This window comes from Mycolicibacterium flavescens, assembly GCF_001722335.1.
Taxonomy (GTDB): Bacteria; Actinomycetota; Actinomycetes; order Mycobacteriales; family Mycobacteriaceae; genus Mycobacterium; species Mycobacterium flavescens.
The window spans coordinates 42,088-57,014 of record NZ_MIHA01000004.1; the positions used below are offsets into that span (position 1 = coordinate 42,088).

Sequence of the window (14,927 nt, forward strand, 5' to 3'; positions counted from 1 at the left end):
TTGGTGCGAACCTGTGAACATGCCGAAAGGCGAGCGTAGGGTTTGTCCATGACGACCTTCGACGCTCGCCTCGCCAGTTATTCGTCACCGCTTCTGAGTCTGTTCCGCATCATCGCGGGACTGATGTTCGCGCTGCACGGCAGCATGAAGTTATTTGGTTGGCCGATCGGGGAGGCCGTGCCGGTCGGCACCTGGCCGTTCTGGTGGGCCGGCATCATCGAGCTGGTCGGCGGCCTGCTGATCACCGTCGGATTGTTCACGCGCATAGCGGCTTTCATCGCCTCCGGTGAGATGGCGGTGGCCTACTTCTGGATGCACTGGCCGCCCCTGGACGGTCCGCCCGCGAGCTTCTGGCCGATGGAGAACGGTGGCGAGGTCGTGCTGCTGTACTGCTTCGGCTTCCTCGCGATCGCGGCGTTGGGTGCGGGCGCCTGGTCGGTCGACGCACGACGGCGCGGCGGTATGGGACGTTCGGCACCCGGGCGGGTGGTGTCCGGTACCGCGGCGCCCGCCGGTTACGCGACCGGAGCGCCGGTCCGGCGCGGCGGGCTGTTCAACCGCTTCCGGCGCTAGGCGATCCCATGCGCAGGGTTCTCGTCACAGTGGCGGCCGCAGTCGTCACGGCAGTGGGCGCGCTCGGGCTGTCGACCTCCCCGGCCGCCGCGCAGAACGCCCGTCTGGTCCTGATCACCACGGGCGGAACGATCGCCACGAGCACCGACGCATCCGGTGTACGCCGCCCGACTGTCGGCGGCGCGGAGCTCGCTTCGGGACTGGACATCGAGATCGTCGACCTGATGAAGAAGGACAGTTCGCAGTTGACTCCGGCCGACTGGGATGCGATCGGGGCGGCTGCGAAGAATGCGGTGGCCAATGGCGCCGACGGGGTGGTGATCACCCACGGCACCGACACCATGGAAGACACCGCGATGTGGCTCGACGTGACGTATCAGGGCGGTCCGCCGATCGTGTTGACCGGCGCGCAACGCTCGTCGGATGCCCCCGATGCCGACGGGCCCAAAAACCTGCGCGACGCCATGACGGTGGCAGCCAGTCCCGCAGCGCGCGACCAGGGCGTACTGATCGCGTTCGACGGCAATGTCTTTCAAGCGTTGGGCACCCGCAAGATGGACACCGCGGCGCTGTCCCCGTTCGCCGGCGCGCCGGTCGGCTCGGTCTCGGACGAGAATTTCACCTTGACCCAGCCCGCGCGACGGCCGTTCATCGCCGACGTGTCGGCGGCCGGCGCACCACGCGTGGACATCGTGTCGGCTTACCCCGGCGACGGCCCGGGCCCGATCGACGCGGCGGTCGCCGCCGGTGCTCGCGGAATCGTGTTGGAGGCGTTGGGTTCCGGTAACGCCGGCGACGGTGTCGTCGACGCGGTCCGCAGGCACGCGCCCGCCGGGGTCGAGTTCGCCATCTCCACCCGGGTGCCGACCGGACCCGTCGAGGCCGAGTACGGCCCCGGTGACAACATGGTCCAGGCCGGCGCGGTGATGGTGCCGAACCTGCGGTCGAGCCAGGCGCGAGTGTTGGTGATGGCCGCCCTGGCCAGTGGCCACTCGGTGCGCGACGTGGTCAACCGTTGGGGATAGTCAGACCGTATCCCGTACGAACTCCAGAGGAATGACGGTCCCCTTGCTGAAATTGGTGACGAACAGCTGAGTGCCGTCCGGGCTGGAGGCGATGACGTTGAACACTGCGCCCAACGTCGCGGTCGGCTCGGCGTCGAACACCAGGCCCTGGACGCCCTCGGCCACCGGATCGAGGTCGAGGACCTCCTGGTTGACGGTGTCGATCACGTACACAGTGCCCCCGCCGGCGTCGACGACGTAAGCGACGCTCCCATCAGGACTGAAGGCGACGTTCACCGGCAGGTTTCCGGTCGCCAATTCGGCGACGATGACGGGATTGTCGGGGTCCTGCACGTCGATCACGTTGACGCTGCCGGTGATCGGGGAAATGTCTCCGCCGAAGACTGTCGGGTCGAACCCGTTCATCGTCAGCACCGGGACGTAGAGGTACCTGCCGTCGCTGGACGCGAAATAGCCGTAGTCACCTTGGATCGGGAGCGGCGCGCCGACGACCTCGTTGGTCGTCAAGTCGATCGTGACGATCTCACCCGAGTACCTGAAATCGGTGACTTCATAGGTCGTACCGTCCTGCGTGTAGGTCTGGCCGTTACGCACCACGTACATCCGGGTGCCGTCGGCGTTGAATGCGGCGCTGATCGGGAATTGGGCGGTGCCCGTGCTTGTCCCGTCGCCGTTGTCGACAACAACCGGAGGGTCGGTCACGCCGATCTCGTCGATCACCGTGTGGTAGGTCGCCGTGTTCGCGGGGTCGGTGTCGACGACGGAGATCCTCCCGAACTGCTGGTCGATCACATACAGCGGTCTGCCGTCCGGGCTGGCGACCGGAATCACTCCGCCGCCTGTATCCAACTCGATCGGGTCGAGCAGCGCGTTGTCGTCGGTGTCGATCACCAGGACCGTGCTGCCGGCCGCGATGTACAGCCGGTCGCCCGCCTGGGTGAGCAGCAGCGCTCTCCCGTCGAGTTCGACCTCGTCGACCAACTGGAGATAGTCGGCTTCGTCAGGGTCAGCGCCGAACACGGCCAGTGTCGTGGAATTGCCGCTGAAGACATTGGAGTTCAGAACGTATGTATAGCGGTCGGTCACCACGGTGCCTGCCGGATTGGTCGCTTCGGGATCGTCGGCCCCGGGGCTGGTCACGATAGGAGCGCCGGCGACGAAACGACCGGATGGGAGATCCGGCAGATTGAGGACATAGTCGGGCTCCTCGGCGGCCGCGGCGAAGGACATCGACCGCATCGAGAAGGTCTGAACCGTCTGGGGAGCCTCGACCGTGGTGACCTGGAGTCCGACCGAATCGGTGGTGTCCAGGCCGAGCGCCGCACGCAGCATGCCTGCCTGAGTCGGCGTGAGAATCAGTTCGTATTCGCCGGTTTCCTCGTTGTAGGTCTCTTCGTAGATGTAGTACTTCGGCTCGAACCCCGGTGCGATCGTGACATGGACAACTTCGGCAGGGTCGAATTGCAGTGTCTGCTCGACGGTTCCATCGTCCTGCTGGGTCGGCGGATCCGGGTCCTCGGGCTGCGTCGGGTCGTCCTCGCCGGCTTCGATGTCGACGGCGACGGTCGCGGTCTTGCGGTTGATGCCGAACAACCCGCCGGGGTCGCTCGCGGTGATCGTGATGACATCGTCTCCGTCGAAATCCGCACCGGGCGTGTACCGGAACGTGTTCGCGCCGGTCTTCTCGATCGTGCCCTCCGGTCCTCCGGTCGCACTGAAGGTCAACGCGTCCCCGTCGGGGTCGCTCGCCTGGGCGTCCTCGCCGTCGATGTCGACCGTGATGGTGAACGTGCCGTCGGTGTTCTCGTCGACCTGTGCGCCGGTGATGACGGGCGCATTGTTGGAGAAGGTGCGTTCGAATGTCGAGAACTGCCTACGCACGAACGCCAAAATTCCTAGGACAAGCGGGTTTTCGCCGCTCGGCGTATTCGGACCTCCGACGAACGCGCTCAGCACCTCGCCGATGATGCGTAGCGGCAGGGTGATCAGTGCCGAAATCGGATTCTGGACGACCGCACGTGTCTCGGTGACCGGAGTTGCCTCAGAACGCGGTGCCGGCGCCGGAACGTCGTCGACGACGGTTGTGAACGAAGCGGCGGAAGCTCCGTCATCGGGACCGGCGACGGCTTTTCGCTGTGTGTGCGAGCCCGGCGCCGGGGTGTCCTCGACGGTGTGTTTCTCCGGTTCTGGCTGCGGACTGACAGCGACATGCTGCGGCAGCGAATCCGTGCCCGCGGGCACCGGCGATCCGCTGCTCGACTGGGGTCTTGCCTCGTTCGCGGGAGATTCCTCTCCCGCCAACTCCTCGGCATCCTCGTCGACGGCGTCTTCCTCGCCGGCCTCTGCGCCCGACGCTCCGTCATGTGTGGAGGTGTCGGTGGTGTCGGCTGCGACGTTCATCTCCGGTGGGGTGATGTCGTCCGGTCCCGATCCGCCCGGCTCGTTCTCGTCCGAAGCTTCGACGTCTGACGTCTGTGCCGCCGGATTCTCCGGCGACGTGCCGCTCGGGGCCCCCGCCCCTGCGCTGACCGAACCCGAGTCCGTGTCCTGAGCCGGTGCGATACCCGGATTGGTCGCGACGGCGGCTCCGATCCCGAGTGCTACGGCCAAAGCCCCGATCCGTCCGATGTACTGGGCGTGCGTCATGTGTCCCTCCCGCGCCCAGCGACCTCCGCTGCGGCTTATGGGAGACAACGGTAGGTACGAAATCGCGGCGAGGAATCAGGGGTTTCCCTACCCGCCCCCCTAGACTTCAGCAACGTCAACTGACGGGACAAACCACGCGACCAAGATCGAAAACGCCCCGACCGGTAATGTTCGGGCAAACTCAGCGATCCAGCCCGAGATCCTTGCGGAACCGCTTCATCCCGTCGATCTTCTCCGCCAGCGTGGCCTGCGGGCCGGCGTAGAACATCCACGGCATCGTGACGATCCCGTCTATGCCGCCGGCCTCGGCGCGCTCGTAGTGCTCTGGCGTGAACGCATCCGTCAGCGGGGTGATCACGGTGAAGTCGTCCATCGTCAGACCGTCCTCGGCCCGCAGTTCGCGCAGCCGGGCGATGCGCTCCAACGCACGGTCGGTGGTGATCAGGTCGCCGATCCAGCCGTCGTGGCGGGCCGCTCGACGCAACGCGATGTCCGACAGTCCCCCGACATAGATCGGGATCGGCGGCGGCGACGGCTCCATCTCCAACCGCGGGGCCTGATAGAACTCGCCGTCGAACTCCGTGTAACCCGGCTTCCACAGTTCCTTCATCAGGCTCAGCATCTCGTCAGTGCGCTTGCCCCGCCGCGCGAACTGCTGGCCCATCAGCTCGAATTCCTCGCGACACCAACCCACACCGATACCGAGCTCGACCCGGCCGTCGGCCAGCACCGCCGCGGTGCCGATCGATTTCGCCGCCGAGTAGGGGTCGCGCATCGCGGGCAGGTACACCGTGGTGACGAACCGCACCTGCGACGTGACCAGCGCCAGCGCGCCGATCAACACCCACGGGTCCGGCCAGTCCGTGAACGGCTCCCACCGCCGACGACCGTCCTTGGTGTACGGATACGGCGTCTCGAGCGTCTCGAGGTTGACCACATGATCGGGCACACCCAACCCCTCGTACCCGAGATCATCTGCCGCCTTGGCGATTTCGACGACCTCGCGGGTGTCGAGGAACGCCAGGCTGACGTAGAACCTCATCCGGCGTCCCGCGCCCACGCCGGCTGGATGAACACGCCCTCGGCCTCCACGGTCGGACCGTTGGCGTCCTTGAGGTAGCCGCGCGTGAACGTCTTGACCCCTTCGCTGCGCTCCACGAACGCTTCGGCCCGCAGCGGGCCCAGCGGTGTGCCGCGCCGATACCGCAGCGAGATCGTGCCGGTGAACTTCGGCTGGGTCAGCGCCTGGCTGGCCGCCTCCCCGAGCAGATGGTCGAGCACCAGCGCGCAGACGCCGCCGTGCACCCGACCGGGCGGGCCCTCGTAGGCCCCGCTGAGCGTGAACTCGCTCCAGCAGCTGCCGTCGTCCTCGTGGTGGATGACCATCGGCGGCGCGATCGCATTGCGCAGCCCCACAGCCGGATTCGACCACACCACCGGGCGGCCGGTGTGTTCGTGCACCATCGGAACGCCGGCGCGCTGCTGGGTCTCGAGAAGTTCGGCGATCGCGTCGATCTTCTTCTGCGCTTCGGCGACGGCGTCAGCATCGACCACGGTGTTCAGGCTGGCGTTGATGAGTCTGCGCACCGACTCGGTCAGCGGCCCGTACAGCGCCCGCTGGCGTCGGTACTCGTCCTCGGAGATCACGTCGACCCCGAAATCCATGTTCATTCGCTGCGTCTCATTCTCCGAAGACCTTCCGTACCACAGCTTTCGCCCGCCGCGTCACCCGCAGGTAGTTGTCCAGGAACTCGCCGCCGTCGTCGGTGTCCCACCCGGCGGCCACCGCCACCGCGTTGAGTTGGCGGCCCGGACCGGGCAGCTGATCGGTCGGTTTGCCGCGCACCAGCACCAGCGCGTTGCGGGCCCTGGTGGCCGTCAACCACGCCTGGCGCAGCAGTTCGACGTCGCCTTCGGCGATCAACTCGGCGGCGCCGATTGCGTTCAGCGACTGCAGCGTCGACGTGTTGTGCAGCGCGGGCACCTTGTGCGCGTGCCGCAGTTGCAACAGCTGCACCGTCCACTCGATGTCGGCAAGCCCGCCGCGGCCCAACTTGGTGTGGGTGTTCGGGTCGGCGCCGCGGGGCAGTCGCTCGGCGTCCACCCGCGCCTTGATCCGCCGGATCTCGCGGACCGCCTCGGCGGACACCCCGCCCGAGGGATAGCGCGTCTTGTCGATCATCCGCAGGAACCGCTCGCCGAGGTCCTCGTCGCCGGCCACCCGGTGCGCCCGCAACAGGGCCTGCACCTCCCACGTCTGCACATAGCGCGCGTAGTACGCCTCGTAGGAGGCCAGCGTGCGCACCAGCGGACCGTTGCGCCCCTCGGGACGCAGGTTGGCGTCGATCTCCAGCGGCGGGTCCGCGCTGGGCGTCCCCAGCAGCGAGCGCACCTGTTCGGCGACGGTCACCGCCCACTTCACCGCGGCCGACTCCTCGACGCCCGCGTGCGGTTCGCACACGAACAGCACGTCGGCGTCGGAGCCGTAGCCCAATTCGCCGCCGCCCAGCCGCCCCATCCCGATCACCGCGATCTTGGCCAGCGGCCCGCGCTCGGCACTGTTGGCCCGGATCACCGCCTCCAGCGCCGCCTGCAGCACCGCCACCCACACCGACGTCAACGCCCGGCACACCTCGGTCACCTCGAGCATCCCGAGCAGATCCGCCGACGCGATCCGGGCCAGTTCCCGCCTGCGCAGCGTGCGGGCCGCCGCGATCGCCCGCTGCGGATCGGAATACCGTCCCGCCGAGGCGACCAGCGCCCGGGCCACGCCGTCGGGTTCGGAGTCGAGCAGTTTCGGTCCGTTGGGCCCGTCGGCGTACGCCTGGATCACCTCGGGCGCCCGCATCAACAGGTCGGGCACGTAGGCCGACGTGCCCAGCACCCGCATCAACCGCTTCGCCACGGCGCTCTCGTCGCGCAGCGTCGCCAGGTACCACCGCTGCTCGGACAGCGCATCGCTGATGCGCCGGTACGACAGCAGCCCGGCGTCGGGATCCGGTGTGTCGGAAAGCCAATTCAGCAGCGTGGGCAGCAGCACCTGCTGCACCCGGCCGCGGCGGGCGCTGGAACTGGTCAGCGCCCGCAGATGGGTCAGCGCGCTCTGCGGACCCTCGTAGCCCAGCGCGGCGAGCTGGCGTTCGGCGGCCTTCGTCGTCATACCGTCGGACAGCTCGACGGCGGTCTGCCCCACCGACTCCAGCAGCGGTTGGTAGAACAACTTCTCGTGCAGCCGCGACACCCGCAGGCTCTGCCGTTTGAGTTCCTCGCGCAGCACGCCGAGCGCGTCGTGGCGGCCGTCGGGCCGCATGTGCGCGGCGCGGGCCAGCCACCGCAGCGCCTCGTCGTCGTCGTCATCGGGCAGCAGGTGCGTGCGAACGAGCCGCTGCAGCTGCAGTCGGTGTTCGAGCAGCCGCAGAAACTCGTACGACGCGGTCAGATTCGCGGCGTCGTCGCGCCCGACGTAACCGCGCTCGCCCAGCGCGGCCAGCGCGTCCACGGTCGACGCGACGTGCAGCGCCTCGTCGTTGCGGCCGTGCACCAACTGCAGAAGCTGCACCGCGAACTCGACGTCGCGCAGCCCGCCGGTCCCCAGCTTGAGCTCCCGCGAGCGTTGACCGGCCGGCACGAGTTCCTCCACGCGCCTGCGCATCGCCTGCACTTCGGCGACGAAATCCTCGCGCTCACAAGCCGTCCACACCATCGGCATGAGCGCCTCGATGTAGGCCCGGCCCAGTTCTGGATCGCCCGCCGCCGGGCGTGCCTTCATCAGCGCCTGGAACTCCCACGTCTTGGCCCACCGCTGGTAGTAGGCGACGTGAGACTCCAGCGTGCGCACCAGCTGGCCATGCTTGCCCTCGGGCCGCAACGCCGCGTCGACTTCGAAGAACGCGTCGGCGGCGAACCTCATCAACTCACCGGCCACCCGGGTGGCGACCGCGTCGGCATTGTCGACGACGAAGATGACGTCGACGTCGCTGACGTAATTCAGTTCGCGTGCACCGCATTTGCCCATCGCGATGACCGCGATCCGTGGCGGGTTGTCGCCACCGGCGGTCTTGATCGCAAGGTGCAGCGCGGCTTCCAGGGCCGCGTCGGCGAGGTCGGACAGGTGCGCGCCGACCGCGGTGAACGGCAGCACCGGTTCGTTCTCCACGGTCGGCGCCAGGTCGAGTGCGGCCAGCACCAGCAGCCGGTCCCGGTACAGCTTGCGCAGCGGCAGCAGCGCCGCGTTCTTGTCGGGGGCTTCGTCTGCCAACGCCACGAACGCCTCGCGCAGCGCCTCGGCGTCGGGCAACTGCACATCGCCGGCGAGCTGCCGCCAGTTCTCGGGGTGCGCGACGAGGTGGTCACCGAGGGCCATCGACGCCCCGAACACACCGAACAGCCGCCCGCGCAGCCCGCGATCGGTGAGCAGGTTGCGGTTCAGTTCCGCCCAGTCGTCGCCCAGCGCCTCGGCGAGTCGCACCATGGTGCGCAGGGCGACGTCGGTGTCGGGAGCCCGCGACAGCGACCACAACAGCTCGACATGGTCCTCGGTGTTCCAGCCGAGCCGGTCGAGGTCCGCGGGCGCCGAGGGTTCAACCAGTCCGAGCCGCCCCACGCTGGGCAGCTTCGGGCGCTGCGTCGCAGGTTTGGCCACCCTAGAAAGGTAGCGCGAGCCTCGCTTACAGAGACAGGTAGGCCTTCAGCTCGAACGGCGTGACGTGGCTGCGGTAGTTCTCCCACTCGGCGCGCTTGTTACGCAGGAAGTAGTCGAACACGTGCTCGCCCAACGCTTCCGCGACCAGCTCGGAGTTCTCCATCTCGCTCAGCGCGACACCGAGGCTGCCCGGCAGCTCCTTGTAACCCATCGCGCGGCGCTCCTCGGGGGTGAGCGTCCAGACGTTGTCCTCGGCTTCAGGCGCCAGCACGTAGTTCTTCTCGATGCCGCGCAGGCCGGCGGCCAGCAGCACCGCGAACGTGAGGTAGGGGTTGCACGCCGAGTCGGGGCTGCGCACCTCGACGCGCCGCGACGACGCCTTGCGCGGCGTGTACATCGGGACCCGCACCAGGGCCGACCGGTTGGCCGCCCCCCAGGACGCCGCGGTCGGCGCCTCTCCGCCGTGCACCAGGCGCTTGTAGGAGTTCACCCACTGGTTGGTGACCGCGCTGATCTCGTTGGCGTGCTCGAGGATTCCCGCGATGAACGACTTGGCGACGTCGGAGAGCTGCAGCGGATCGTCGGGGCTGTGGAACGCGTTGGTCTCGCCCTCGAACAGGCTCATGTGCGTGTGCATGGCCGAGCCGGGATGTTCGGCGAACGGCTTGGGCATGAACGACGCGCGCACGCCGTCGCCCAGCGCCACTTCCTTGACCAGGTACCGGAACGTCATCACGTTGTCGGCCATCGACAGCGCGTCGGCGTAGCGCAGGTCGATCTCCTGCTGGCCGGGCGCGCCCTCGTGGTGGCTGAACTCGACCGAGATGCCCATCTGCTCCAGCGCATCGATGGCGTGCCTGCGGAAGTTGGGTGCCGAGTCGTGCACGGCCTGGTCGAAGTAGCCGCCGTTGTCGGCCGGTTGCGGCGGGGTGCCGTCGTCGGCTCCGGGCTTGAGCAGGAAGAACTCGATCTCCGGGTGTACGTAGCAGGAGAAGCCGAGATCGCTGGCCTTGGCGAGTTGACGGCGCAGCACGTGGCGGGAGTCGGCCCACGAGGGTGAGCCGTCGGGCATGGTGATGTCGCAGAACATCCGGGCCGAGTGGTGCTTACCGGAACCGTCGGCCCACGGCAGCACCTGGAACGTCGACGGATCGGGGCGGGCCACCATGTCGGCTTCGGACACGCGGGCGAAACCCTCGATCGCCGAACCGTCGAACCCGATGCCCTCCTCGAAGGCGCCCTCGAGTTCGGCGGGGGCGATCGCAACCGATTTCAGGTATCCGAGCACGTCGGTGAACCACAGCCGGACGAAGCGGATGTCGCGTTCCTCCAGCGTGCGCAGCACGAATTCCTTCTGCCGATCCATGGTCGCAGCGTAGGCACCGGCTGTTAATTCTGTGTTACACGGCGGCTGCGATTAACACCGGAGCCCGTCCGGCGGCGACTCCGAGTCGACCAGGAAGTCGACCACGGCCGTGTCGACGCAGGCGTCGCCGTTGAACACGACGGTGTGCTGGGTGCCTTCGAAGGTGATCAGCGGGGCGTCCATCTGGCGGGCCAGGTCGATCCCGGCCGAATAAGGCGTGGCCGGGTCGCCGGTGGTGGAGACGACGACCACCTTGCCGGGTCCCGGTGAGGACGCCTGGTGCGGCGACGACGTCGGCGGCACCGGCCACATCGTGCACACGTCGCGCGGCGCGAAGCCGGTGAACGGGCCGTAGGACAGGAACGGCGCCACCTCCCGGGCACGACGGTCCAGTTGCGCCCACGATGCGGGGTCGGCCGGGTACGGCGAGTCGACGCAGCCGATCGCGGTGAACGCGTCCTGCTGGTTGGTGTAGCGGCCCGCGGCGTCGCGGCCCTGGTAGTCGTCGGCCAGCAGCAGCAGGTCTTCGGCGTCGGTGCCGCGCGCCAACCCGAGCAGCCCGCTGGTCAGGAACTTCCAGTAGCGCTGGGAGTAGAGCGCGTTGACGGTTCCGGTGATGGCGTCCTGGTAGCTCAGCCCGCGCGGGTCCGAGGTGGGGCCGGGCCGCTGCACGAGCGGGTTGACCAGTTGGTGGTACCGCGTCACGAACTGAGCCGGGTCGGTGCCCAGCGGACAGCCCGGGGACCTGGCGCAGTCGGTCGCGTACGCGGTGAACGCCTTCTGGAACCCGGCCATCTGCCGGATGCGGTGTTCGATCGGGTCGAGGTCGGGGTCGATCGCGCCGTCGAGCACCATCGCGCGCACCCGGTCGGGGTACTGCGCGGCGTAGGCCGCGCCGAGTTCGGTGCCGTACGAGTAGCCCAGATAGCTGATTTGAGGCTCACCGAGCGCGACCCGGACCACGTCGAGGTCGCGGGCCGCGGTGGCGGTGCCGACGCCGGCCAGGAAGTCGGTGCCCATCCGCTGCGCGCACGACTGCGCGAACTGGCGGTACACCTGCTCGATGTGCGCGACACCTGCCGGGCTGTAGTCGGCCAGCGGGTCGCGGCGAAACGCATCGAACTCGGCGTCGGTGCGGCAGCGCAGCTGCGGCGTGGAGTGCCCGACACCGCGCGGGTCGACGCCGACCAGGTCGAAGCGCTCGGTGATCGCGCTGCCGGCCAGTGCCGCGCCCATCTCGGCGACGGTGTCGACGGCCGACGCCCCCGGACCGCCGGGGTTGACCATCAGGACACCGATCCGGTCGCCCGTCGCCGGGATCCGAATCACCGCCAGATTCGCTTGGGCGCCTTCGGGTTTGGTCCAATCCGTTTTGGTCCAATCGATGGGCACCGCGACCGATCCGCAGCGTGCGGTCGGGACGGCCCGGGCCTTGGCCTCCCCGACCATCGCGTCACAGGCGCTCCACGCGAGCGTCGCCGAAGAAGCCGGCGGGGCCACGAACAAGACCATGGGCGAGACCACCGCCAACGCACACAGAATCGACCCCGCCCGCCGCCACATGGCTGACATGGTTGCACGCGGCCGGCCGCCGGCCGCCGGCCGCGATACAACGGTGACCAGGCTGTGACAGTGGTCAGGAACAGCGGGTGTCCGGCGGGGGCACCTGCACGTCGACGAGGTAGCGCGCGGCGATGTCGTCGACGCACTGGTTGCCCTGGAACACGACGGTGTGCTGGGTGCCGTCGAACGTCACCAGCGTCCCGTTGAGCTGCTTGGCCAGTTCGACGCCCGCCTGATACGGCGTAGCCGGGTCGTTCGTCGTCGACACCACCAGCGTGGGCGGCAGCCCGTCGACCTTGATCTCGTGCGGTTCACTGGTCGGCGGCACCGGCCAGAACGCGCAGGTGCCCAGCGGGGCGTGGCCGGTGAACTCGCCGTAGCTCATGAACGGCGCGGCCTCGCGGGCGCGACGGTCCTCTTCGACCACCTTGGCGCGGTCGGTCACCGCCGGTTTGTCGACGCAGTTGATCGCGACCCGCGCGTCGGTGGAGTTGTTGTAGTGGCCCTCTTCGTCGCGGCCCATGTACAGGTCGGCCAACGCGAGCATGGTGTCGCCGCGGCCCTGCTGCATCTCCGAAAGGCCTTGGGACAGATGGCGCCACAAGTTCGGCGAGTACAGCGGCAGGATGGTGCCGACCACCGCGTCCGAGTAGCTCAACCCGCGCGGATCGCGGGTCTCGAGCGGTTCGTCGACCAGCGGGTCGACCAGGCTGTGGTAGACGTCGTTGGCCTTGGCCGGATCGGTGCCCAGCGGGCAGGTCGGGGCTTTCGCGCAGTCCGCGGCGAAGTCGTCGAACGCGGTCTGGAACGCGGCGGCCTGGCGGATGTTGGCCTCGGTCGGGTCGGCGTTCGGGTCGATCGCGCCGTCGAGGACCATCGCGCGCACCTTGTCGGGGAAGTTCTCGGCGTAGGTGGCGCCGATCCGGGTGCCGTAGGAGTAGCCGAGGTAGGTCAGCTTCTCGTCACCGAGGGCCTCGCGCATCGCGTCGAGATCCTTTGCCACGTTGACGGTTCCGACGTTGGCCAGGAACTCCTTGCCCATCTTGTCCTCGCAGCGCTGGACGAACTCCTTGGTCTCCGCCTCGATCTCGGCGACACCCTCCTCGGAGTAGTCGACCTGCGGCTCGGCGCGCAACCGGTCGTTGTCGGCGTCGGAGTTGCACCACAGCGCGGGGGTGGAGTTGGCGACCCCGCGCGGGTCGAACCCGACGAGGTCGAACCGCGAACGCACCGACTCGGGCAGCGAGCCGACGAGGTTCGCGGCGGCCTCGACGCCGGACTCCCCCGGCCCGCCGGGGTTGACGATCAGCGACGCGATCTTCTCGCCGGTAGCCGGGAACCGGATCATCGCCAGTCGGGCAACGTCGCCGTCGGGGTCGTCGTAGTCCACCGGCACCGACAGCATCCCGCACTCGGCGCCCGCTGGGACCCGCGACTCGTCGGGTGAGGCCGTCTGGCACGCGCTCCACTGGATCGGGCTGCCGGGCGGGGGTACCGCAACGACCGCGCGTCCGTCGACCATATTGCTGCACCCGCCGGCGGTGAGCAGCGCCGTGGCCGCGAGGACCCCGATCTTGGCGTTCATGGCTCCACATGCTGCCATGACCCGACATCGGCCCTGGCTAGGCGGCCTATCGCGTGGCGGCAAGCAACTCGTCGAGCGCGGCCGAGAAGTCGTCGGCCATCTTCCACAGGTCGGGCAGCAACTCCGGGCAGGACACGATGCCGACGTCGAGTTTGCCGCTCAGCGACATCACGGTGATGTTGAGTCCGGAGCCGTGGAAGATCGGGCCGAGCGGGTACATCGCCTTGGCCTCGCAGCCGACGTAGTACAGCGGCACCTGCGGGCCGGGGACGTTGGAGATGACGAGGTTGTGCACCGGTCGGGCGCCGCTGAGCCGGCTCGCGGCGTACACCCGCATCGCAACCCCGAACACCGCCGGGGCGGCGAACTGCGTCCAGTCCTGCAGAAGGGTCGCGCCGATCGCCGAACTATGTTGTTTGGCAACCGAATTCGCCTCGGCGATGGACTTCAGCCGGGCGGCCGGGTCCTCGATGTGGGTCTCCAGGCGGGAGAACATCCCGGACACCTGGTTGCGGCCCGGCCGGTCCGATTTCTCGTGCACCGACACCGGCACCATGGCCACCAGCGAGTTGTCCGGCAGCTCCCCGCGGTCGGCGAGGAACTTGCGCAGCACCCCGGACACCAACGCCATCACCACGTCGTTGACCTTGACCCCGAAGTGGTTCTTCACGGTCTTGACGTCCTCGAGGTCGAGCTGGGCGAACGCCACGTTGCGGTGCCCGGTGACGTTGGCGTTGAACGGCGTCCTGGGGGCGGCGAACGGCGGCGCCATCGACAGCCCGGTGCGGGCCCGGCGCACGGTGTCGACCACCGACGACAGGGTCAGCGGCAACGCGTTGGCGAGCTTGAGGGGGCGGGTGGCGAATTTGACCGCACCGCTCACCGCGATCTCCAGCGAACTGGCGTCACCGGTGCCGTCGACCGGGTCCGGCGGCGGCGAGTCGGGCTCGGTGCTGCACAGCTGCGACATCAGGCTGGCGCCGGTCACCCCGTCGACCCCGGCGTGGTGCACCTTGGTCAGCACCACCAGCCCGCCGCCGCCCTGCGGGTCGGTGACGTCGAGGTTCTCGATCACCCACTTCTCCCACAGCGGCCGGCTGCGGTCCAGCGGCAGCGACGCGATGTGGCCGCAGATCTCGGCGAGTTCGCGGCGCCCGCCCGGCGCGGGCAACCCGATCCGGTGCAGGTGCCGGTCGAGGTCGAAATCCTTGTCCTCCACCCACACCGGGTGGTCGAGGTTGAAGCGGCTGTCGGCCAGCTTCTCACGGAACTCCGGCATCGCCTTGATGCGCAGGTTGAGCTCGTCGCGGAACCGGTCGAAGGTGTATCCGCCCGGCATCGTGGAGGTGTCGAGCTCGAGGATCGAGCAGACATGCAGCGGCTGCTGCGCGGTTTCGAGGTAGAGGAAACTGGCGTCGAGCCCGCTGAGCCGTTGCATTCGCCGATGCTATGCCCGCGAGGCGCGGGTGTGAGGAAATCCACTCAACAGGGCTTTTAACTTCTCCGCCACGGGGTGGCAGACTGGTC

At 68.5% G+C, this 14,927-nt stretch carries 10 protein-coding genes; 2 read left to right on the forward strand and 8 right to left on the reverse strand.

Annotation, left to right across the window (positions count from 1 at the left end; genetic code table 11):
• Positions 1–48 precede the first annotated feature (48 nt).
• Entirely contained in the window at positions 49–573 is a 525-nt protein-coding gene (locus BHQ18_RS06475; protein ID WP_069412781.1) for a DoxX family protein, read from the forward strand.
• Between the two features lie 8 nt (positions 574–581).
• Positions 582–1,598: an asparaginase gene (locus BHQ18_RS06480; RefSeq protein WP_084293920.1), complete on the forward strand. Its 1,017-nt coding sequence runs from the start codon at positions 582–584 to the stop codon at positions 1,596–1,598.
• Here BHQ18_RS06480 and BHQ18_RS06485 read toward each other — a convergent pair whose 3' ends face one another.
• The 8 genes from BHQ18_RS06485 to BHQ18_RS06520 all read right to left on the reverse strand — a co-directional run bounded on the left by BHQ18_RS06485 (position 1,599) and on the right by BHQ18_RS06520 (position 14,838).
• Positions 1,599–4,244, reverse strand: a complete 2,646-nt coding sequence (locus BHQ18_RS06485; RefSeq protein WP_069412782.1) for an Ig-like domain-containing protein — start codon at positions 4,242–4,244, stop codon at positions 1,599–1,601. It lies immediately after the preceding gene.
• A gap of 181 nt (positions 4,245–4,425) precedes the next feature.
• Positions 4,426–5,286, reverse strand: a complete 861-nt coding sequence (locus tag BHQ18_RS06490; RefSeq protein WP_069413023.1) for a TIGR03619 family F420-dependent LLM class oxidoreductase — start codon at positions 5,284–5,286, stop codon at positions 4,426–4,428.
• The gene (locus tag BHQ18_RS06495; RefSeq protein ID WP_069412783.1) at positions 5,283–5,915 is read right to left on the reverse strand and encodes a PaaI family thioesterase; all 633 of its coding nucleotides are present in this window, start codon (positions 5,913–5,915) and stop codon (positions 5,283–5,285) included. The genes BHQ18_RS06490 and BHQ18_RS06495 overlap by 4 nt, the downstream gene beginning before the upstream one ends.
• Before the next feature lie 10 nt (positions 5,916–5,925).
• Positions 5,926–8,886: a bifunctional [glutamine synthetase] adenylyltransferase/[glutamine synthetase]-adenylyl-L-tyrosine phosphorylase gene (locus BHQ18_RS06500; RefSeq protein ID WP_069412784.1), complete on the reverse strand. Its 2,961-nt coding sequence runs from the start codon at positions 8,884–8,886 to the stop codon at positions 5,926–5,928.
• A gap of 25 nt (positions 8,887–8,911) precedes the next feature.
• Positions 8,912–10,252 carry a type I glutamate--ammonia ligase gene (gene glnA / locus BHQ18_RS06505; protein WP_069412785.1) on the reverse strand — a complete coding sequence of 447 codons (1,341 nt, stop codon included), beginning with the start codon at positions 10,250–10,252 and terminating at the stop codon, positions 8,912–8,914.
• A 51-nt stretch (positions 10,253–10,303) separates the two neighbouring features.
• The gene (locus tag BHQ18_RS06510) at positions 10,304–11,764 is read right to left on the reverse strand and encodes an alpha/beta hydrolase (protein ID WP_372516638.1); all 1,461 of its coding nucleotides are present in this window, start codon (positions 11,762–11,764) and stop codon (positions 10,304–10,306) included.
• A gap of 124 nt (positions 11,765–11,888) precedes the next feature.
• Positions 11,889–13,400: an alpha/beta hydrolase gene (locus BHQ18_RS06515; RefSeq protein WP_205866056.1), complete on the reverse strand. Its 1,512-nt coding sequence runs from the start codon at positions 13,398–13,400 to the stop codon at positions 11,889–11,891.
• 46 nt (positions 13,401–13,446) lie between these two features.
• Positions 13,447–14,838: a WS/DGAT/MGAT family O-acyltransferase gene (locus tag BHQ18_RS06520; protein ID WP_069412788.1), complete on the reverse strand. Its 1,392-nt coding sequence runs from the start codon at positions 14,836–14,838 to the stop codon at positions 13,447–13,449.
• Between the last annotated feature and the right edge of the window lie 89 nt (positions 14,839–14,927).

Bases quoted from the DNA above. Each gene is read 5' to 3' on its own strand.
- BHQ18_RS06475 (WP_069412781.1), top strand. From the start codon at position 49: ATGACGACCTTCGACGCTCGCCTCGCCAGTTATTCGTCACCGCTTCTG.
- BHQ18_RS06480 (WP_084293920.1), top strand. From the start codon at position 582: ATGCGCAGGGTTCTCGTCACAGTGGCGGCCGCAGTCGTCACGGCAGTG.
- BHQ18_RS06485 (WP_069412782.1), bottom strand. From the start codon at position 4,244: ATGACGCACGCCCAGTACATCGGACGGATCGGGGCTTTGGCCGTAGCA.
- BHQ18_RS06490 (WP_069413023.1), bottom strand. From the start codon at position 5,286: ATGAGGTTCTACGTCAGCCTGGCGTTCCTCGACACCCGCGAGGTCGTC.
- BHQ18_RS06495 (WP_069412783.1), bottom strand. From the start codon at position 5,915: ATGAACATGGATTTCGGGGTCGACGTGATCTCCGAGGACGAGTACCGA.
- glnA (WP_069412785.1), bottom strand. From the start codon at position 10,252: ATGGATCGGCAGAAGGAATTCGTGCTGCGCACGCTGGAGGAACGCGAC.
- BHQ18_RS06510 (WP_372516638.1), bottom strand. From the start codon at position 11,764: ATGGTCTTGTTCGTGGCCCCGCCGGCTTCTTCGGCGACGCTCGCGTGG.
- BHQ18_RS06515 (WP_205866056.1), bottom strand. From the start codon at position 13,400: ATGAACGCCAAGATCGGGGTCCTCGCGGCCACGGCGCTGCTCACCGCC.
- BHQ18_RS06520 (WP_069412788.1), bottom strand. From the start codon at position 14,838: ATGCAACGGCTCAGCGGGCTCGACGCCAGTTTCCTCTACCTCGAAACC.